Consider the following 19,393-nt stretch of genomic DNA (forward strand, 5'->3'; position numbering starts at 1 on the left):
CACACCACGCGCGTTGTTTGTTGCACGCCTATCATCATGCAGATCCTGCTCGCCTACGCTTCGCTCAGCGGCAATACTCGCGACGTCGCCCGCCGCGTGCATGCGCAGTGCGAGGCCGCTGGTCACCAAGTGACCTGGATCCACACCGATCTGCAAACCTTGCACGGCGTACTCGGCGATCCGTCCTGCGCCACCGGTTTCGATCTGCATTTGCTCGGCAGTTGGACCGACAACGCCGGGCGCACCCCATCTGAGATGAAGCGCTACATCGCCGAATTGGTCGAAGCGGTTGGTCGGCATGCCGAGGTTGCGGTGTTCGGCACCGGCGAGACGCAGTGGGGGTTGGAATACTATTGCGGTGCGGTCAAGCGCATTGCGCGGTTCTTCGACAGTGCCTATCCGCTGCTGGAGATCGAGCAGATGCCGCATGGCGAGCGCGATGTGGCGGCGATCGATGCCTGGTGCGCGCAGGTGCTGGCGTTGCGCGCCGCGCGCGCCGCCGCGCCCGCGGCGGCCAGTCAGGTCAGTGCTGCGGCGTTGCCGCTGCATGGCAGCGGTTGATTCCGCAAATTTTCTCTTTCCGCTCTAGCGCTGGCCGTTGCCGCGCCGTGCGTCACGCGCCATACGAGGTTCCGTTGCATGCTCACCACCATCACCGTTTCCAGCCCAGAGCAATTCGCCGATGCGCTCGCCGCGCACCCGCGCGTGTTGGCCGATTTCAACAAGGACAATTGTCCCGGCTGTCGCATGCTGGACAAATCGCTGGAGCGCTTCGCCGAGAGCGACAGCGCGCAAGGCCTGACCTTGCTCAAGGTGAAAATGGAAGACGTGGGCGAAGATTTCTTCCGTGCTCAGGGTTTGCGCCAGACCCCGACGCTGATGCTGTTCCGCCACGGCGAGGAAGTGGCGCGTGTGCCCGGCTTCGTGCCGCCAGCCAAGATCGACGAAGCGGTGCGCACACACCTGGGGTGAGTCTGCCGCGCGTGCGCGCTGTCGCTGGTCGTTAACGGCCTGGTCGGTCGTGCAAGCAGCGCTGCTGCTGTGAAGTGTCGCCACCGTTTCAGTAGGTGTCCGGACCGCAGCGCATCCTGCAACTGGTCTGGCACGATGTCGCATTGAAGGTGCGCTCATGCCGGCGTCAACGTTTGTCAATGCTCGCGTCGGATCGCTGTTCAGCGCGATGCACCGACAGCCTCACGTCGGCACGCCGCCGCTGGCCCCGGTGCGGTTGCGCAGGCCCAGTGACGGGGTGGGATCGTCTGGCGCCGCAGCGCAACGCTGCATCGCGCGCGTCTGCGGCGATGGGGAGGGGACTTGCGTTTGCGCGTCGCATGCTCAAGATAGGGAAGGGCGTAGCGTCGTCGATCGGCTCGGCTGACGCCTTGCAGCGCCCCATACCATTCCCGGGAGCTGCACCATGCCCCAGTTGCTGCAGGATCCGTCCGACCCCGCGCATGCGGTGACCACCGCGCTGGAGGCGTTCGTTGTGCGCCACCGTCGCCTGTTCGTACTCACTGGCGCCGGCTGCAGCACCGATTCTGGCATTCCCGATTACCGCGACGTCGCCGGGGAGTGGAAGCGCACGCCACCGGTCACCTATCAGGCGTTCATGGGCGAGCTGGCGACGCGGCAGCGCTATTGGGCGCGTAGCCTGATCGGCTGGCCGCGCTTCGGCTATGCCCAGCCCAACGCGACGCACGCCGCATTGGCGCACCTGGAGGCGCGCGGGCAGGTCGCGCTGCTGCTGACTCAGAACGTGGATGGCTTGCACCAGGCCGCCGGCAGCCGCGCGGTCATCGACCTGCACGGCCGTCTTGATGTGGTGCGTTGCATGCAGTGCGAGCGGCGCATGCCGCGCGAAACGTTCCAGCAGCAGTTGCTGCAGCACAATCCGCATTGGGCGACGCTGCAGGCCGGGCAGGCGCCCGATGGCGATGCCGATCTGGATGGCGTGGATTTCGCCGCGTTCGTGGTGCCGGCGTGTCCGCACTGCGGCGGCGTGCTCAAGCCGGACGTGGTGTTCTTTGGCGAAAATGTCCCGCGCGAGCGTGTGACCAGCGCATTCGCGCACCTACAGCAGGCCGACGCCATGTTGGTGGTGGGTTCGTCGTTGATGGTCTATTCCGGCTTCCGCTTCGTGCAGGCTGCGGCCAAGGCGGGCGTACCGATTGCCGCGATCAATCTGGGCCGTACCCGCGCTGACGATCTGCTGGATCTGAAGGTGAACCAGCCGTGCGCGCAGGCGCTGGCGTTCCTGTATCCGGCTGCTGGCTTGGCGTAGCCCGATGTGTTGCGAATCCAAGCACGAACTGATCCATCGGCAGTGGTTGATCGGTCGCCGTTGTAGGCGTGCAATAGCTGTTTGCCCGGATCGTGCGGGCGCCTTTTGCGGAATGCCATCGTGAGCCTGTTGTTTTCGCCCCTCGCACTGGGGCCGTTGTCGCTGTCCAATCGCATCGTGATCGCGCCGATGTGCCAGTACGCCGCCGATGCCGGCCGTGCCAATGACTGGCATCTTCAACATCTGGGGCAACTGGCGCAGTCCGGTGCCGGATTGCTGATCCTGGAGGCCACGGCGGTGGAGCCGTGCGGGCGCATCACGCCGGCCGATCTGGGGCTGTGGGACGACGCCACCGAGGCGGCGTTACGCGAGGTGTTGACGTCCGTGCGGCGTTGGTCGCCGATGCCGCTGGGGATCCAGCTCGCTCACGCCGGGCGGAAGGCCTCCACGCACAGGCCCTGGGACGGCGGCGCTGCGATCGCGCCGACCGAGCCGAATGGCTGGCAGACCGTGGCGCCATCGCCGCAGCCCTTCGCTGCCGATGACGCGCCGCCGCAGGCGCTGGACCTGACGGGTATCGAGGCGATCGTCGCCGCGTTCGTTGCTGCGGCGCGGCGCGCCGAGCGGCTCGGTTTCGCGCTGATCGAGTTGCATGCCGCGCATGGCTACCTGCTGCACCAGTTCCTCTCGCCGCTGAGTAATCTGCGCGAAGACGCCTACGGCGGCAGTTTGGACAACCGCATGCGCCTATTGCTGCGTGTGCATGCAGCGGTGCGTGCCGCGGTATCGTCCACGATTGCGGTGGGCGTGCGCATCTCGGCCACCGATTGGGTCGAAGGCGGCTGGGACGTCGCTCAAAGCATGGTACTGGCGCAGGCGTTGCAGGCGCAGGGCTGCGATTATTTGCATGTGTCCAGTGGCGGACTGGACCGTCGCCAGCGGATTCCGGTCGCGCCCGGCTACCAAGTGCCGTTGGCCGAGACGTTGCATCGCGCTGTGGACATGCCGGTGATCGCGGTGGGTCTGATTACCGAACCGCAGCAGGCCGAAGCCATCCTGGCCGAAGGCCGCGCCGATGCGATCGCGTTGGCCCGCGGCATTCTCTACGACCCGCGCTGGCCCTGGCATGCCGCTGCGGCGCTGGGCGCCACCTTGCGTCCGGCACCGCAGTACATGCGCTGCGCGCCTTATGCGGCGCGCAGCCTGTTCGATGCATGATGCGCTTGGGCTGCGCCATGCCAGTCGTGGTCAGCCTCTGGATTCTTTCAAGGAGCATGCAATGAATATTGGGTTTCTCGGCCTGGGAACGATGGGCCGGCCGATTGCGCACAATCTGTTGCGCGCCGGGCATCCGTTGACTGTCTGGAACCGCAGCGCGGGCGCGGCGCAGCCGTTGGTCGAGGCTGGCGCGCAACTGGTCGCGCGACCGGCCGAAGCCGTGTGCGGGCCGGTGTTGTTCTCGATGTTGGCCGACGATGCGGCGGTGCGCGAGACGCTGCTCGAACGCGGCGCACTGGATGCACTGACCGCCGGCAGCGTCCACGTCAACATGGCCACGATTTCGGTTGCGCTGGCGCGCGAACTTAGCGCGCTGCATGCCGAGCGCGGTGTCGCGTACCTGGCGGTGCCGGTGCTGGGGCGTCCTGAGGTCGCCGCGGCCGGCCAGCTCAATTTACTCGCTGCCGGCGATGCCGACGCGCTGGCGCGGGTGCAGCCGCTGCTGGACGTGGTTGGACGCAAGACCTGGTACTTCGGTGCGGCGCCGGAGCAGGCCAACGTGGTCAAGCTGGCCGCCAACCTGTGTCTGGCCAGCGCGATCGGCACCATGGCCGAAGCGGCGGCGCTGGTGCGCGGGCATGGCGTGGAGGCGGCCGAATTCCTGGGCATGTTGAGCGGCAGCGTGTTCGCCGCGCCGGCTTACCAGATCTATGGCGACATGATTGCGCAGCAGCGTTACAGTCCGGCTGGCTTCAAGGCCACGTTGGGGTTGAAGGACGTGCGTTTGGCCTTGAGTGCGGGCGAGACTGGACATGTGCCGATGCCGTTGGCCGCGGTATTGCGCGATCAGTTCATCGAGGCGATCGCGCATGGCGATGGCGACTTGGATTGGTCGGCGTTGGCCAAAGTGGCTGCGCGTCGTGCTGGGCAGGCGTAAAGACCGATTTTCAGTATGTCTTGGCGACGTAGAACACATCATGTTCGCGTCGAGTGGCAAGCACGGTGGTTGGCGCTGATCGAGCCCGAACGCAGCGAGGCATGGTGCGCCGCTATGTCGAACAGCCGCATCCTGATCAATGGTCAGCGCCCGGTGGTGGTGTGCCGGGCACTGAACCGGGGAATCGGAATGCGCCGGTATGGCGCACTCCGATTCCGTCCGACGGTCAGCGTGCCGCGTTGGTGTTCATCGTCGCGTTGCGGCTGGCGTCCAGTGACTGTGCTGGATAGTTCATGCCGGTGGTATGGCATTCGCCGGTGGTGTGGCCCATGTTGACGCCACCGGGCAACTGTCCGTTGACTTTTTCGACGACGCCGTCATTCGGATCGCTCAGTACCATTTCCGTGCTCTTGTCGCAGTAGCTGTCGTACCACCGCTTCTTGGTGAACGAGGTTGTGTAGTAGTTCACTTTCGCACGTGCCGAATTGGGAATGCCGGCCAGCCATGCCTTGGCGCCATCGTATGTCATGTCCCTGTTGGAACCGCAACCTTGGCCGAAGTACTTGCCTCCTGCGGCCAGGATGCCGGCCAAATTCGTGCCTTGGTAAGGCGTGCCCACAGATTGCATCAGCAGGCCGCCGCTGGCGTTGTCCAGACCGCTCCAGTAATAGGCGTACAGATGCAGCGCGGCCATGCCGCCCTGGCTATGCGCGATGGTGCCGAAGGAATGCCATTGGCTACCGAACTGCCCAAGGAGCTGCGCGAATTGGTCGTTGCTGCGATTCTGGTTGATGTCCAAAAACAGCGCCGCATTAGTGAACTGCTCCAGCGGCCATACCTTGCCGTCCGAGCAGTAGCCGTGTACTAGCACCAACTTCTGCCCGGTTCCCTGCGGTTCCGTACTAGCCATTGTGCGCAGGGTCGCCGGGCGTTCGCCCATGCGCATGCTCTCGTCGATCGCACCACCGCGGGCGATGCTGTCGCTGCGCAATGCCGGCAGTGTCAGCGCCAGCGTGTCATGCGTGGCCAGAGGCACGAAATTGTCCGGATCCTCGACACGCAGATTGCGCAGGGTGAATGGCGCGCGCGCGTCGGCACGCACGATCCAGCGTTCGTCCACGCTCAATGGCAAGCGTCCGTCCTGCGGTGCGATCATGCCACCGAGCCAGGCGACCGGCACCGCCTTGCCGTTGCGGCCGGTGCCCCACAGTTCGCCGAGCACGCGATAGTGCGTCGGCGTTTGAGCGCCTCCGGTCCGCACCGCAATCGGCAGCGTTAGCCGTGTGCCAGGCTGCGCGCTGGCGACCACCGCATCGGTCGCGATGCGCAGGGTCGTGTCCAGCACCGGCAGTACATGCTCGCTGGTGCGGACGAAGGCCTGGCCGCTGGCGTCGTGGCCGTGTACCACCACCTGCGCGATGTAGGTGCCGCTTGCCGTTGCCGGGAAATCACCCGCATACAAGCCGTCGCTGGCGGCACCATCGCCATGGCGGCCGTCGTCGGCCATCGGCCACTGACTGACCGTGCCATCGGGCGCGATCACCCGCAGTTGCGCGTTGTCGATGCGTCCTGCGCTGGTGCTGTTGCCGAGCGCGATGGCGCCTTGTGCGTCGATGCCGCTGAGCAAAGCCGTTATGCCGATGCGCTGACCGCGTTGCAGTTGCCGGCGGTCGCTCGGATAAGAGGCCAGTTGGGTGCGTGCGTCACCTTCCAGCAGCACGTAGCCGCGTTGCGCGGTGTTGCTGTCCGCTTGCAGGGTCAAAGTCCAGTCGCCATTGGCTGCGCTGTCCACGTGGTAATCGCGTGTTTGCACAGTGGCGTTGCCAGTGCCCAGGCGACTCGTCTGCGCGCTGGGAGTCAGCACGGCGTTGGTCGCGCTGGTCGCCGTTGGCGCGATCAGGCGGGGCTGCCAATCGTGTCCGTCGGAGAGGACGAGAAAGTGTAATTGGCCGTTCTCCACCGGCAGCGTGGCATGCCACTGCGCGGGGCTGCCGCTATGCGCAGCGGAGAATTCCACTGGCAGTAGCGCGCTTCTGGATAGGATTGCGGTTTCTGCCGGCGCTGGCGCGCGCATCTGCGCGAACTCTTCCGGCGGGCCGGCCAATTGTTTCGGGACCAGTTCGGCCGCCTGCAGCGCGGTGGCGGGAATGACGAGACACAGGATGCAAGCAGCGGATAGTTTTGGACGTTTTACTAGCATGATGTTCTCTCCAGGTGAGGGGGAGAATCACATGTGGATGCAGGAAATACGGCATGTCACCACCGTCGGCACGGCTCCGGGCACGCTATATGTTCATCGCTCCGTGATTCGGCCTCGTTATAACAGGCCGATTGTGACGGGCAAAAGATGTAGCGTCGTCATCGTTCTGTCTGCAGACAGGGGGCTGTTCGATGATGCCCGGCGCAGTGCTGCGCCGGGCATCGTCACCTCACGCTGCCTGGGCGTGTTGCGTGCGCAATTGCTGCGCCGCCTCCACCATCGCCTTGAGCGCACTGCGCGTCTCCGGCCAGCCGCGGGTCTTTAGGCCGCAGTCGGGGTTGACCCAGATGTGCTGCGGGTCCAATACCGCGCGGGCTTTGTCCAGCAGTTCCACCATTTCTCGCGTGCTGGGGACGCGCGGGGAATGGATGTCGTAGACGCCCGGGCCAATCGAATTCGGATAGCTGTAGCGCACGAACGCATCGAGCAACTCCATGCGCGAGCGCGAGGTCTCGATCGAGATCACATCGGCATCCAACGCTGCCACCGATTCGATGATGTCGTTGAATTCGGAGTAGCACATGTGGGTGTGGATTTGGGTCGTATCGCGCACGCCGGCCGCGCTGATGCGGAAGCACTGCACTGCCCAGTCCAGATACGCCTGCCAGTCCGCACTGCGTAGCGGCAGGCCCTCGCGGAACGCGGGTTCGTCGATCTGAATCACGCCGATGCCGGCGGCTTCCAGGTCGCGAACCTCATCGCGTAACGCCAGTGCGATCTGCCTGCAGGTTTGTGCGCGTTCCTGGTCGTCGCGCACGAACGACCACTGCAGCATCGTCACCGGGCCGGTCAGCATGCCCTTCATCGGCCGATTGGTCAGTGACTGCGCATACTGCGACCAGCGCACCGTCATTGGCGCAGGACGTTGCACGTCGCCGTAGATGACCGGTGGTTTCACGCAGCGCGAACCGTAGCTCTGTACCCAGCCATATTGGGTGAAGGCGAAGCCGTCGAGTTGTTCGCCGAAGTATTCGACCATGTCGTTGCGCTCGAACTCGCCATGCACCAGCACGTCTAAACCGAGTTGTTCCTGGATGCGGACGCAACGCTCGGTCTCCGCGGCGATGAAAGCATCGTACTCGGCATCGCTGAGCTTGCCCGCCTTGTGCTGCGCACGCGCCTGACGCACCTGCTCGGTCTGTGGGAACGAGCCGATGGTGGTGGTCGGATAGGCCGGAAGTTGCAGTGCGGCCTGCTGCGCCTGCTTGCGTTTTGGATACGGCGTTTGACGGTGTCCGGCATCCTCGTTCAGCGCGGCCAGGCGCTGTGCCACGTCGGGGCGGTGTACGCGCGTGGAGGCGCGCCGCGCTGCCAGGGCATCGCGCGCGGCGGCGAGCGCCGTCTGTGCCTGCGGCAGGTCGTCCAGCGCATCGGCCAGCGTGCGCAGTTCCTGCAGTTTTTGTTTGGCGAACGCCATCCAGGTGAACAGATCCGGATCCAGGCGGGTTTCTTGCTGCAGATCCACAGGGACATGCAGCAGCGAGCACGATGGTGCCAGCCACAGTCGTTCGCGCCCGAGATGGCCGGCGGCATAGCGTGCCAGGGTCAGCGCGTTGTCCAGCGGAGTGCGCCACACATTACGGCCGTTGACCAATCCGGCGGACAGGATGCGGTCAGCCGGCAGCGCCTTCAGCACGGCATCCAACTGCGCCACGCCGCGCACCAGATCCACGTGGATGCCGTCCACCGGCAGCCCTATTGCCAAGTCGAGGTTGTCGCCGAGCTCGCCGAAATAGGTCGTCAACAGCAGCTTTGGTCGCGGCTTCCCCGCCAGGAACGCATAAGCACGGCGGTAGGCATCGTGTGTAGCCTCGTCCAGGTCCAGCACCAGGGCGGGCTCGTCGATCTGCACCCATTCCGCGCCGGCCGCTTGCAGCTTCTGCAGCAGTTCGGCATAGACCGGCAGCAGGCTATCCAACAGCGCCCAGCGGTCGCTACCGTCCACTGTCTTGGACAGCGCCAGGAACGTCACCGGCCCGATCAGCACCGGCCGGGTGAGGATGCCCTGTGCCTTGGCTTCCAGGAAGTCGCCCAGCGGCTTGTCGCCGCGCAGACGGAAATGCTGATTGCGCGCCAGCTCCGGCACCAGATAGTGGTAGTTGGTGTCGAACCACTTGGTCATTTCCAGCGCGTGCAGATCCAGGCCGTTTTCCTGTGTGCCGCGCGCCATCGCGAAGTAGCCGGCCAGCGGGTCGGCGTCTGCGAGCGCGCGATAGCGCTGCGGGATCGCATCGAACAAGAATGCGGTGTCCAGCATCGTGTCGTACAGGCTGAAGTCGTTGCTGGGTGGTACGTCCACTCCGACATCGCGTTGCAGTTGCCAGTGACGCTGGCGCAGTTCGCGCGCGGTGTCCTGCAGTTGCGCGCTGTCGGTTTCGCGGCGCCAGTAGCGTTCCAGCGCGCGTTTGAGCTCGCGCCGCGCACCGATGCGCGGGAAGCCGAGATTGGTCACGATCGTCATGTTGCGTTTCCTCATTGCATTCATTGGCATTGAGGAACGAAGGAACCGCGCGTCGCGCGTCCGCTTACACGAAACGCTCGCCACACCAGCGACCTTCGCCCCCGCGGGCGAACCGGTACCGTGCGGAAAGGCGGAAGACGCGGCGCGGCGCGGGGCCACGTCACGGTTCCAGCCGCCTCCCCGCGGAGGTGCCAGGTCGAATCAGAGGACGCACTGTCCTCCGGCCGGGGCCGGTATTCGGGCTGATGGACGTGCGTACCGTACCGGCTGCGCGCCTACTGTCCGTCGCTTCCCAGGCCTGCATGCGCCGGCCCAGTGCCATTGACGGAGGTCGTTTCCATTCACCGCTGCGGGGCAGCTCCGGAATGGGCGGGCGCTTGCGGCGCCCGCTTTCACCGGATTCCCGTTTAAATCCATCCCTTCATCCGAATGAAGCGATGGATACCTTCGGCGAGCGCACCATAGGCCGAATTTGGCCGGCGGTCAAGCGCCATCGCCGTGGTGCCTGCCGTGGTGGTGAACGTCGGTCCGGCAACGCACGCACCACCGACCCGCTCGCGCGCCATTGCGCCGCGGTTGCCGGCATATGTGTTTGTTCAAGGTTGAAGAATTGGTTGAGAGTTGGGAGAGGAACCCCCCCCCCCCTGGGTCAAACGCGATGTCTCTGTAATCTGGCAGTCCGTTGCACTGTTATGCGCATGGAATAGCCGTGAAAAGGCCTGAGACTATAGGTCGATTGGCACAGGGCAGCCATGTATTCCATGGGATATGTTGGCAGTGCCGCGATGGGCGGGCGCACGGATGGGGGCTGTCTCGGGCGGCACCTACCACCTGTGGTTGCGCCGCGCGGGTGCGTCTTTCCAACCCAGGTAACCTTTCATGCTTAATGCGCTTTTCCTTCGCTCCGGCGTGTGTGTGTCCCTTCTCATTGCGGTCATCACCGCAGGTGCCACGACGGCTGATCCAGCCGCGGACAAGTCCGCGACGGTGCCATTCGTGTACCGCAAACTCGGTGGGGCAACGCGGCCGGTCGTCAACGTGCAGTTGAACGGGCATCCTTACCAGATGATGGTGCATTCGAATGCGTCGTTCTACATGCAGTTGGTCCATCACGTCGCTAAAGAGGTGGGAGTTAGAGATCTGCAACATCGGGGTACTTACGGAATCCAAGAGCCGGGCAAGCTCAGTCCGCTCGGACTCGACGGCGGTAGATTGAACCTGCTCACGATGGGCAAGGCCAACGCTGTGAACGTGCCGGTGTCTGTTTTCGAGACGCCAGAGCCTAAAAACGGCGTGGGAATGCTGGGGATCAAATGGATCGCCGCAAATCGCGTGGTGCTGGATTATCCCGGCAAGCGTGTGTTGGTGAGTCCCGATGCCATGCAGACGTCGACCCTGCGTGCAAGCTTGTTGGCCAAGGGATATGTGGCCGTGCCCATGCAGTTCGACAAGGAGCAAGAGCGTTATACCGTCAGAGCGGCGCTTGGCTCGGTGGAGCGGTCGATGACCGTCAGCACGGTCGGGGAAGTCGACATCGACCCGGAATTCGCGAGTCAGGCCGGTGTGGAAAAGTCCGAGGAGAGCAAGCTAATGTCGGGCCCCAAGGGGGCGCAAAATTACGCTTATCTGACCAAGCATCCGGTTGTTGTGCGGATCGGCGACTGGTCGTCCAAGCCCATGCAGGATGCCTGGATCGAGGATCAGTATGCGTATATGAGCCAGCCTCGCCCAACTGGGGAGGCGCTGGGCGGGATGCTGGGAGCGGATTTCCTGGTAAACGCGGGGGCGGTCATCGATTTTGGAAACAAGACGCTCTACCTGCGCAAGTAGCCGTGGGAGCGGCGAAAGCCGCAGTCGATCCGGCTGCGGCAATCTCCGGCGGGAATGCGCGCTCGCCCCCGCCGGCGTTCATGGCGAAGGTGTAAGCTATTGATCCCAAAGTCAATGATTCAGCGTTGCGGCGTGCCGCCGACAACACCGCCCCGCCGTGCCGATCACGCTCCCGTCCCCCACCCTTGACCTGCCCGCGCGCTATGCCGCATCGCTGCGCCTGTCGGTTGCCCCGATGATGGATTGGACCGACCGCCACTGTCGGGTATTCCACCGGCTGCTGGCGCCGTCGGCGCGGCTTTACACCGAGATGGTGCATGCCAATGCGGTGGTGCTGGGCGATCGCGCACGGCTGCTGGATTACGATGCCGCCGAACACCCGCTGGCGTTGCAGTTGGGTGGCAGCGATCCTGCGTTGCTGGCGCAGGCCGCGCGGATCGGTCAGGACTGGGGCTACGACGAGATCAATTTGAATTGCGGCTGCCCGTCCGACCGGGTCCAGGCCGGGCGCTTCGGTGCCTGCCTGATGCGTGAGCCGGGCTTGGTGGCCGAGTGCGTGGCGGCAATGGCAGCGGCGGTGGACGTGCCGGTGACGGTGAAGTGTCGGCTGGGGGTGGATCAGGACAACGACGAGGCTGCATTCCTGGCGTTTGTCGATCATGTGGCGGCGGCGGGATGCCGCCAGTTCGTCGTACATGCGCGCAACGCCTGGCTGCAGGGCCTGTCGCCCAAGGAAAACCGCGAGGTGCCGCCGTTGCGCTACGACTGGGTCTATCGGCTCAAGCGCGAACGTCCGCAATTGCAGGTAGTGCTGAACGGCGGTCTGGCCAATGTGGAAACGGCGCAGGCGCAGTTCGTGGTGGTCGATGGGGTCATGCTGGGGCGGGCGGCCTATCACGACCCTTACGTGTTGCATCGGCTGGACGCCGCCCTGACCGGCGCGGCGCTACGACCACGCGCGGAATTGCTGCGTGCACTGCGCCCCTACGTGGAAGTGCGTTTGGCCGAGGGGCTGGCGCTCAAGCACATCGCCCGGCACCTGCTCGGACTGTTCCATGGACAGCCTGGTGGCCGTGCCTTCCGCCAGGTACTTAGCGAGGGCGCACATCGGTCTGGTGCGGACTGGGCGCTGCTGGAGCAGGCGTTGCAGGTCACCGAAGGTGTGCGCTGCGTGGCGGCCTGATCGCAGGCGCTAAACCCACCGTTTGTTCGGGGCCTGGTGGGCTGATGGTGTATCCACGGGCTGTCGTTGCTGTGTTCCGCACGCCACTGGCACGCGCGACCTGTGCGCTCTTTCCCCCTCTATTCCGTTGCTGCGTTCAGGTTGCTGCGGTCTCCGGCGATCCCGTGCGCTGTGCCCGCAAACCCCTGCACAGAGGGGCACTGGTGGCGTGACGGTGCTCTCCAGTCGTGACGACGGGAATTCATTTCACTGAACCGGTTGGAGGCGTGATGGGAAAGTTCAGACCGGATTCACCCCGAAAAATCAAGAATTTGCCTCAGATTTGACGACACCATCGCTTTCCTGAAAGGTGCCAGATTTCACAAATTTTGAACGCCCCCGATCAGTCCGTTAGGATGCCCGTCGTGATCTTCTCCGTTCTACGCCATTGCCGTTTCGCCGCCGTGATTGCGCTTGCGCTCGCGTCGTCTGCGGCCGGTCACGACCGGGGGCCGCAGCAGTCCACTCCAGGGGCGGTCATTCCCTCGGAGCCGGATCCGGCGCGGGGGCGCGAATCGGCAGCCAGTTCGTTGTCCGATGCGGTGCGTCGGGTGCAACGGTCCACTGGCGGACAGATACAGATCCTGGGGGCGGAGCGTGTGCCGTTCGATGGCCACGACATCAACCGGGTCAAGTACATGGATGGACGAGGACGTGTGCGCTATATGGACGACCCGCAGCCCGCTCGCGCGCCGCCGCAGGCAACCAGACCCAGCGAGCCGGACCAACCACCACACGACGATCACCCGTGAGTGTGGATAGTCTGTTCAGCCTGTTTACACCCCGTTCCGGCCATCGGCCATCTGTCAGTCACTAGGGAGAGTTCATGCGTATCCTTCTGGTCGAAGACGAAGCTCCGTTGCGAGAGACCCTGGCCGCTCGCCTGAAGCGCGAAGGCTTTGCGGTGGATGCGGCGCAGGATGGCGAGGAAGGCCTGTACATGGGCCGCGAGGTGCCCTTTGATGTGGGCATCATCGACCTCGGTTTGCCGAAGATGTCGGGCATGGAGCTGATCAAGGCCTTGCGCGATGAAGGCAAGAAGTTCCCGGTGTTGATCCTCACCGCGCGTTCCAGCTGGCAGGACAAGGTCGAAGGGCTCAAGCAGGGCGCGGACGATTATCTGGTCAAGCCGTTCCACGTCGAAGAGTTGCTGGCGCGGGTCAATGCGCTGCTACGCCGTGCCGCCGGCTGGAGCAAGCCGACCCTGGAATGCGGCCCGGTCGCGCTGGATCTGGCGGCGCAAACGGTCAGCGTCAGCGGCAGTAATGTCGATCTGACCAGCTACGAGTACAAGGTGCTCGAGTACTTGATGATGCACGCCGGCGAACTGGTCTCCAAGGCCGATTTGACCGAGCACATCTACCAGCAGGATTTCGATCGCGACTCCAACGTGTTGGAGGTGTTCATCGGGCGCTTGCGCAAGAAGCTGGATCCGGACGGCGAACTGAAGCCGATCGAGACCGTGCGCGGTCGCGGTTATCGGTTCGCGATTCCGCGCACCGAAGGCTGATTGCAGCCGCCTGCGAGCAAGCCAGGGAAGCGACCGCGTGGCGGCACGATCCAGTTGGTACAAGCGCTGGCGCCCACGTTCGTTGCAGGCGCGCCAGTTGCTCGCCGCCAGCCTCAGTCTGGTGGCGTTCCTGGCGGCCGCCGGCTACGCGCTGGATCAGGCCTTTGCCGACACTGCATTGAGCAATCTGCGCGAGCGCCTGAAAAACTACGCCACCGCCTACGCCAACAACATCGACGTGGCCCGCGACGGGTCGCTGTACATCAATAACGACAAGCCGCCGCCCGATCCGCACTTTGATCGTCCCGGTAGTGGCCTGTATGCGCAGATCGTAATGCCCAACGAGCGCTGGATTTCGATGTCCAGCGAAGGCCCGCTGCCGCCGCGTGGCGGCATGCTCGAACCGCGCCAGGAAACCTTCGACGGCCCCTGGCAGATGACCCAGATCGACGGCAGCGTAGGTGAGGTGTATCGCTACGGTATCGGCCTGGCTTACGTGCGTCGCGACAAGGAAACGCCGGTCACCATCTACATTATGGAGGACACGCGCGCGCTGGGTGCGCAGTTGCGTGTGTTCCGCGGTCGAGTGTGGTTCAACCTCGGTGGTGCCGGCTTGATCCTGCTGGTGTTGCAAGCCTTTATCTTGCAGTGGAGCTTGCGGCCGCTGCGGCGGGTGATCAACGAACTGACCAAAGTGCAGCGCGGTGAGGCAGTACGCATGGGCGATCGCCACCCGCGCGAACTGGAGCCGCTGACCGACAGCATCAATGCCTTCATCGAGAGCGAGCGCGAGAATCTGGATCGCCAGCGCAACACCCTGGCCGATCTGGCACATAGCCTGAAGACCCCGCTGGCGGTGCTGCGCACACAACTCGACAGTGGTGCGCGAGGGGAGGAACTACGCGAGGAACTGGATGCGCAACTGCGGCGAATGAATAACCTGGTTTCCTATCAGCTCGCCCGTGCTGCTTCCAGCGGCCACAAACTGTTCTCAGCGCCATTGCCGATCGAGCCCAGTGCCGAGGAAATCGTGCGTGGGTTGGAAAAGGTCTACGCCGCCAAGGGCGTGCTGTGCGAGTTCGACATCGAGCCGAGCGCACGGTTCCATGGCGAACCTGGCGACTTGCAGGAATTGCTTGGCAATCTGCTGGAGAACGCGTTCAAGTGGGCGCGCCGACGGGTGTTATTGACTGTGCGCCCGGCGCCAGCCGCCGGCAGCCGCCGTGCCGGCCTGGTGATTGCGGTGGAAGACGATGGTCCCGGTATCGCTCCGGAAGAAGTGGCACATATCCTGCAACGCGGTGTGCGTGGCGATGAACGCGTGCATGGCCACGGTATTGGCCTAGCGATCGTCCAGGATCTGGTCAAGGGTTATCGTGGCGAGCTGCAGGTGAGTCGCTCCGAGGAATTGGGCGGCGCCAGTTTTCTGGCGACCTTGCCGCCTGGTTTGTAGCCGCGCAGACCTTGGGTCCTGTCTAGGTGAATCCCGTGGAAATGAATGCGAAATTTCCGACAGCGACTTAACCCGGCAACCTTGCAGGCGCGGATACTGCGCCGACTTTCAACCCGTTTTCCCGACTAGGAGCATCCACATGCCCGAGTTTCGGCATCGTCCTGTCGCATCGCGCTTGCGCGTGCATGGTCGACGTGTATTGCGCAAGACCCAGCGATTGGTGCTGTCGCTGATGCTGGTGCTGTTTACGGTGGGTGCCATCGCCGCCAGCCAAAAGTTACTTGAGCGCGACGATGCGCGCTGGCTGCAATCGATGACCAACGGCTTGGACGGCCCCAGCGTGGCACAGTTCCAGCGCGATGGACGCAAGCGCTTCCTGCGCGCGCAATTGCAGGCGCCCGATGGCGATGCGACGTTGCCTGCGCCGGTGCGCGCGGAACTGGACGGCTACGAGGCATTGCACACGCCGGTGCAGGAGTTGCTTCGGCAGCAGGCCGCCGCCCAGGAGGCGATTAAGGCGATGCCCGACGGCGATGCCAAGGTCGCGGCGAAGAAGGCGAATCAGCATCACGCCGATTTGCTGCTGATGCAGACGCGGCAGGCGCAAGTGCTGCGCGCGGTGTATGCGACTGACCAATTGCGCGAACAGATGGTGTGGTTTTGGCTCAACCATTTCAGTGTGTTCGCCAACAAGGGCCGGTTGCGCTGGACGGTGGCCGACTATGCCGACAACGCAATCCGTCCGCATGCATTGGGCAAGTTCTCCGATCTGCTGCTGGCAACGTTACAGAGCCCAGCGATGCTGGAATATCTGGATAACGCCCAGAACGCCAAAGGCCGGGTCAACGAGAATTATGCCCGCGAGTTGATGGAGCTGCATACGCTGGGCGTGAACGGTGGCTACACCCAGCATGATGTGCAGCAACTGGCACTGATCCTTACCGGCGTCGGCATCGTTCCCCCCGACCGTGCTGCACCGCCGAAGCTGCCGCCGCCGCTACAGTCGCAGTACCTGCGCCGCGGTGCATTCGAATTCAATCCGGCGCGACACCAGCCAGGCGATAAAACGCTGCTCGGTCAACGCATCGTCGGTGGTGGTTTCGATGAGGTCGAACGTGCGGTACAACTAATTGTGCGTCAGCCTGCGTGTGCGCAGTTCGTGTCGCGACGCTTGGCTGAATCCTTCGTCGCCGACGATCCGCCGCCGGCGCTGGTACAGAAAATGGCGCGGACCTTCCAACATCGCGATGGTGATATCGCAGCGGTGCTGCAGGTCATGTTCACCGCGCCAGAGATGACGGCCGGATCGCCACACAAATTCAAAGATCCATATCGCTTCCTGGTGTCCGCGCTGCGCCTGGCCTACGACGGGCAGATCATCGTCAATCCGCAGCCGTTGCTGGGATGGTTGAATCAGATGGGCGAGCCGAGTTTCGGACGCGTTACTCCCGATGGCTGGCCATTGCAGTCCAGTGCATGGAACAGTTCGGGGCAGCTGGCGCAGCGCTTCGAGATCGCACGTGCGATCGGTAACGGCAACACCCAGTTGTTCACTCGCGATGGACAGCAGGGGGGTGGCTTTCCGCAACTGAGTTCGCCGCTGTACTACCAGGCGATCGAGCCGCAATTGAGCACTGCCACGCGCCAGGCATTGGCACAGGCGCGTTCCCCACAGGAATGGAATGAGTACCTGCTGGCTTCACCCGATTTCAATTACCGTTGACTTGCGACTAACGTTGTCCGGAGATTCGTCATGCATCGCCGCCATTTCCTGCTCGCGTCTGCTTCCGTCGCGGCCAACTTGCCGTTCGCCGGGCGTCTGTTCGCTGCGCCAGCACCCTCGCCACGTCTACTGGTCGTGTTCCTGCGTGGCGGCTACGACAGCAACAACCTGCTTGTGCCGTATGCCAGCGACTTCTACTACGCTTCGCGACCGAGCCTGGTGATCGCGCGTCCAGACCCTGCCAACCTGCAAAGCGCCATTGCATTGGATACGCAATGGGGCTTGAATCCACGCTTGCGCGACACCTTGCTGCCGCTGTGGAACGATAAGCACTTGGCATTCGTGCCGTTTGCCGGCACCGACGATCTGTCGCGCAGCCATTTCGAAACCCAGGACAGCATCGAGGCCGGGCAACCGGCGGGACGGCGCAGCGACTACCGGACCGGATTTCTGGCGCGTCTGTCGCAGGTGGCCACCGGCATGCCGTCGATCGCCTTCACCGATTCCCTCCCCCTGAGTTTCCAGGGCGGTCGCGATATTCCCAATCTCTCGCTCAAGCGTAATCCGACGCCTGCTTTCGACCAGCGTCAGGCCGACATCCTGGCCGGGATGTACCACGGCACACCGCTGGCCAGCGCCGCGCACGATGGCCTGGTGCTGCGTCAGCAGGTTTCGCAGGCACTGCGCGACGAGATGCAGCAAGCCAACCGCGGTGCCGCCAGTGCGCGTACCTTCGCCGAGGAGACCCGCCGTATCGCCACGCTGATGCGCGAGCGCTACCGGCTCGGCTTCGTCGACGTCGGCGGTTGGGACACGCATGTCAACCAGGGCAGTACCGATGGCGCGCTGGCCGACAACCTGACCAACCTGTCCGAAGGTTTGACCGCCTACGCCGATACGCTCGGCCCGGAATGGCGCAACACCGTGGTGGTGGTGCTGTCAGAGTTCGGCCGTACTTTCCGCGAGAACGGCAACAAGGGGACCGATCATGGCCACGGCACCACCTATTGGGTGATGGGCGGTGCGATCAATGGCGGTCGCATCGCTGGCGAACAGGTGGCGGTGAGCAAGGACAGTTTGTTCCAGGATCGCGACTATCCGGTGTTGACCAATTATCGTGATCTGTTCGCCGGACTGCTTGGGCGCATGTGGGGGCTGTCGCTGACACAACTGCAGACGGTGTTCCCGCAGGCGCATGCACGGGATCTGGCGCTGGTTTGATCGATGCAGGCCGTCCGCTTAGAGTCGCTAACAAAACGACGGCGTCGCCGCCGGACGAGCGCGGGCACTGCTCGGAATCCTCATGCATCACCTGTACGCTACGGTTCCTGCGCGCTGTCCGCGCCCACCCGACAACGACTCGCGACGTTTTGTTAGCTGCTCTTAGTTAGTCGGTGGCGAACGGGGATGGGCCATAGAACCGTTGCAGGTGTGCGGCCACATCCGGCATCGCGCGCTGCAACCGTTGCGGTGCGGAGAAGTGGTATTCGCTGACCACGGCAAAGAATTCTTCCGGCGCCTCGGCGGCGTAGGCGTCGATTTCGCTCGCGCGACCGCGGTCCACACGTTTGCAGAAGGCGTCGTAGTTGCGTTGAAAATCCGCTGCCCACTGTCGCTGCCATGTGCGCGGCAACAGGGGCGTGCCATCCAGTACGCCGTCGAGCGCATCGAGCTTGTGGGCCATCTCGTGCACCGCCACGCAGTAGCCGGCACGCGGATCGTCCAGGTCGGCCTGTACGTCTGCCCAAGACAGGATCAGTGGTCCGTTATCCCAGGATTCGCCGATCAATTCGTCTTCCCATTCGTGTAGCACGCCTGCGGCATCGATGTGGCTGCGTTGCACCCGGAACGCATTCGGATACACCAGCAACTGCGACCAGCCGTGCAGGCCGCTCGCACCGAACTCCAGCAGTGGCAGACAGCACAACGCAGCGAGCACGCTGCATTGGGGTGCATCCAATTGCAGGCCACCTAGCGGCGAGATGGTTTTGCGATGCAGGAATTCGGTGGCGAGCCCGCGCAGGCGCTGTTCGCGCGGGGTATCCAGCGACGCCACCCATGCACAACGATGCCGGACTTCCCTCCATAGCGTCTCGTCTATGGCTGCACGCGCCGGCCATCGCGCACGCAGCCAGCGTGAGATCAGCGGAACATCCCCGGCAGGAAGCTGTGCCACTTGGGCATGCGCAGATGCGGCATTAGGTCGCCGCCACCGCCATCGGATGCGCTGGGCTTGTCGGTAGCGGCGTGCGCGCGCGGCGCGGTTGCCGGGCGTATCTGCGCCTCGTCCATATCGGTCGCGTCGTTGTAGGCGCAGTCGCTGTGTTGCTTGTCGGCCATCGCATTGGACGCGTGAGCGACAACGAGCAGAAACGGCAGCAAGATCAGACAGGGCAGTAGACGGCGCATCGTCGGCATCCGGTGCGGGCGGCGGTGACCGTCGATTCTAACGCGATTTTCACCTGCTGCATGGAACCGCGCTGAGCGTTCCCGCATAC

General features: G+C 64.0%; 16 protein-coding genes, 1 other RNA gene and 1 riboswitch. Of the genes, 13 read left to right on the forward strand and 4 right to left on the reverse strand.

Annotated features, from left to right (window positions below):
- Window positions 1–36: 36 nt before the first annotated feature.
- From XaFJ1_RS00830 to XaFJ1_RS00850, 5 genes are all read left to right on the forward strand, one after another.
- Window positions 37–561: a flavodoxin gene (locus XaFJ1_RS00830; RefSeq protein WP_012914726.1), complete on the forward strand. Its 525-nt coding sequence runs from the start codon at window positions 37–39 to the stop codon at window positions 559–561.
- A 78-nt stretch (window positions 562–639) separates the two neighbouring features.
- Entirely contained in the window at window positions 640–972 is a 333-nt protein-coding gene (locus tag XaFJ1_RS00835) for a thioredoxin family protein (RefSeq protein ID WP_012914727.1), read from the forward strand.
- A gap of 445 nt (window positions 973–1,417) precedes the next feature.
- On the forward strand, window positions 1,418–2,281 hold the full coding sequence (locus XaFJ1_RS00840) for an NAD-dependent protein deacetylase (RefSeq protein WP_012914728.1): 864 nt from the start codon (window positions 1,418–1,420) through the stop codon (window positions 2,279–2,281).
- A gap of 120 nt (window positions 2,282–2,401) precedes the next feature.
- Complete coding sequence (locus XaFJ1_RS00845; protein ID WP_012914729.1) at window positions 2,402–3,499, forward strand: NADH:flavin oxidoreductase/NADH oxidase; 1,098 nt, start codon at window positions 2,402–2,404, stop codon at window positions 3,497–3,499.
- A gap of 61 nt (window positions 3,500–3,560) precedes the next feature.
- A complete protein-coding gene (locus XaFJ1_RS00850; protein ID WP_012914730.1) occupies window positions 3,561–4,436 on the forward strand; it encodes an NAD(P)-dependent oxidoreductase in 876 nt (291 codons plus the stop codon).
- Window positions 4,437–4,662: 226 nt separating this feature from the next.
- On the opposite strand, the gene XaFJ1_RS00855 is transcribed toward XaFJ1_RS00850, so the two are convergent.
- A complete protein-coding gene (locus XaFJ1_RS00855) occupies window positions 4,663–6,636 on the reverse strand; it encodes a choice-of-anchor X domain-containing protein (RefSeq protein WP_012914731.1) in 1,974 nt (657 codons plus the stop codon).
- A gap of 229 nt (window positions 6,637–6,865) precedes the next feature.
- Entirely contained in the window at window positions 6,866–9,157 is a 2,292-nt protein-coding gene (metE, locus tag XaFJ1_RS00860; protein WP_012914732.1) for a 5-methyltetrahydropteroyltriglutamate--homocysteine S-methyltransferase, read from the reverse strand.
- Window positions 9,158–9,368: 211 nt separating this feature from the next.
- Window positions 9,369–9,622, reverse strand: a riboswitch (cobalamin riboswitch).
- Window positions 9,623–10,036: 414 nt separating this feature from the next.
- Here metE and XaFJ1_RS00865 point away from each other — a divergent pair.
- The 8 genes from XaFJ1_RS00865 (at window position 10,037) to XaFJ1_RS00900 (ending at window position 18,274) form a co-directional block, all read left to right on the forward strand.
- Window positions 10,037–10,987, forward strand: a complete 951-nt coding sequence (locus XaFJ1_RS00865; protein WP_045756650.1) for a hypothetical protein — start codon at window positions 10,037–10,039, stop codon at window positions 10,985–10,987.
- 163 nt (window positions 10,988–11,150) lie between these two features.
- Entirely contained in the window at window positions 11,151–12,170 is a 1,020-nt protein-coding gene (gene dusA, locus XaFJ1_RS00870; protein ID WP_045761191.1) for a tRNA dihydrouridine(20/20a) synthase DusA, read from the forward strand.
- 407 nt (window positions 12,171–12,577) lie between these two features.
- On the forward strand, window positions 12,578–12,961 hold the full coding sequence (locus XaFJ1_RS00875) for a hypothetical protein (protein ID WP_425476770.1): 384 nt from the start codon (window positions 12,578–12,580) through the stop codon (window positions 12,959–12,961).
- Between the two features lie 74 nt (window positions 12,962–13,035).
- Window positions 13,036–13,719: a response regulator transcription factor gene (locus tag XaFJ1_RS00880; protein WP_003469280.1), complete on the forward strand. Its 684-nt coding sequence runs from the start codon at window positions 13,036–13,038 to the stop codon at window positions 13,717–13,719.
- 82 nt (window positions 13,720–13,801) lie between these two features.
- Entirely contained in the window at window positions 13,802–15,172 is a 1,371-nt protein-coding gene (locus XaFJ1_RS00885; protein ID WP_187388431.1) for an ATP-binding protein, read from the forward strand.
- Window positions 15,173–15,311: 139 nt separating this feature from the next.
- Window positions 15,312–16,895: a DUF1800 domain-containing protein gene (locus XaFJ1_RS00890; protein WP_012914809.1), complete on the forward strand. Its 1,584-nt coding sequence runs from the start codon at window positions 15,312–15,314 to the stop codon at window positions 16,893–16,895.
- A 30-nt stretch (window positions 16,896–16,925) separates the two neighbouring features.
- Entirely contained in the window at window positions 16,926–18,116 is a 1,191-nt protein-coding gene (locus XaFJ1_RS00895) for a DUF1501 domain-containing protein (RefSeq protein WP_012914810.1), read from the forward strand.
- Between the two features lie 82 nt (window positions 18,117–18,198).
- A non-coding RNA gene (locus tag XaFJ1_RS00900) (sX9 sRNA) lies at window positions 18,199–18,274 on the forward strand.
- An 8-nt stretch (window positions 18,275–18,282) separates the two neighbouring features.
- On the opposite strand, the gene XaFJ1_RS00905 is transcribed toward XaFJ1_RS00900, so the two are convergent.
- Both XaFJ1_RS00905 and XaFJ1_RS00910 read right to left on the reverse strand, forming a co-directional pair.
- A complete protein-coding gene (locus XaFJ1_RS00905) occupies window positions 18,283–19,071 on the reverse strand; it encodes a M90 family metallopeptidase (protein WP_045756671.1) in 789 nt (262 codons plus the stop codon).
- Complete coding sequence (locus XaFJ1_RS00910; RefSeq protein ID WP_012914812.1) at window positions 19,038–19,304, reverse strand: hypothetical protein; 267 nt, start codon at window positions 19,302–19,304, stop codon at window positions 19,038–19,040. Before XaFJ1_RS00910 ends, XaFJ1_RS00905 begins: the two co-directional genes overlap by 34 nt.
- Window positions 19,305–19,393: the final 89 nt, after the last annotated feature.

Origin of the sequence: Xanthomonas albilineans, from assembly GCF_009931595.1 — a bacterium.
Taxonomy (GTDB): Bacteria; Pseudomonadota; Gammaproteobacteria; order Xanthomonadales; family Xanthomonadaceae; genus Xanthomonas_A; species Xanthomonas_A albilineans.

What these genes read in the sequence shown, in the direction of transcription:
- XaFJ1_RS00830 (WP_012914726.1), top strand. Translation starts at nt 37, where the DNA reads ATGCAGATCCTGCTCGCCTACGCTTCGCTCAGCGGCAATACTCGCGAC.
- XaFJ1_RS00835 (WP_012914727.1), top strand. Translation starts at nt 640, where the DNA reads ATGCTCACCACCATCACCGTTTCCAGCCCAGAGCAATTCGCCGATGCG.
- XaFJ1_RS00840 (WP_012914728.1), top strand. Translation starts at nt 1,418, where the DNA reads ATGCCCCAGTTGCTGCAGGATCCGTCCGACCCCGCGCATGCGGTGACC.
- XaFJ1_RS00850 (WP_012914730.1), top strand. Translation starts at nt 3,561, where the DNA reads ATGAATATTGGGTTTCTCGGCCTGGGAACGATGGGCCGGCCGATTGCG.
- XaFJ1_RS00855 (WP_012914731.1), bottom strand. Translation starts at nt 6,636, where the DNA reads ATGCTAGTAAAACGTCCAAAACTATCCGCTGCTTGCATCCTGTGTCTC.
- metE (WP_012914732.1), bottom strand. Translation starts at nt 9,157, where the DNA reads ATGACGATCGTGACCAATCTCGGCTTCCCGCGCATCGGTGCGCGGCGC.
- XaFJ1_RS00865 (WP_045756650.1), top strand. Translation starts at nt 10,037, where the DNA reads ATGCTTAATGCGCTTTTCCTTCGCTCCGGCGTGTGTGTGTCCCTTCTC.
- XaFJ1_RS00880 (WP_003469280.1), top strand. Translation starts at nt 13,036, where the DNA reads ATGCGTATCCTTCTGGTCGAAGACGAAGCTCCGTTGCGAGAGACCCTG.
- XaFJ1_RS00890 (WP_012914809.1), top strand. Translation starts at nt 15,312, where the DNA reads ATGCCCGAGTTTCGGCATCGTCCTGTCGCATCGCGCTTGCGCGTGCAT.
- XaFJ1_RS00895 (WP_012914810.1), top strand. Translation starts at nt 16,926, where the DNA reads ATGCATCGCCGCCATTTCCTGCTCGCGTCTGCTTCCGTCGCGGCCAAC.
- XaFJ1_RS00910 (WP_012914812.1), bottom strand. Translation starts at nt 19,304, where the DNA reads ATGCGCCGTCTACTGCCCTGTCTGATCTTGCTGCCGTTTCTGCTCGTT.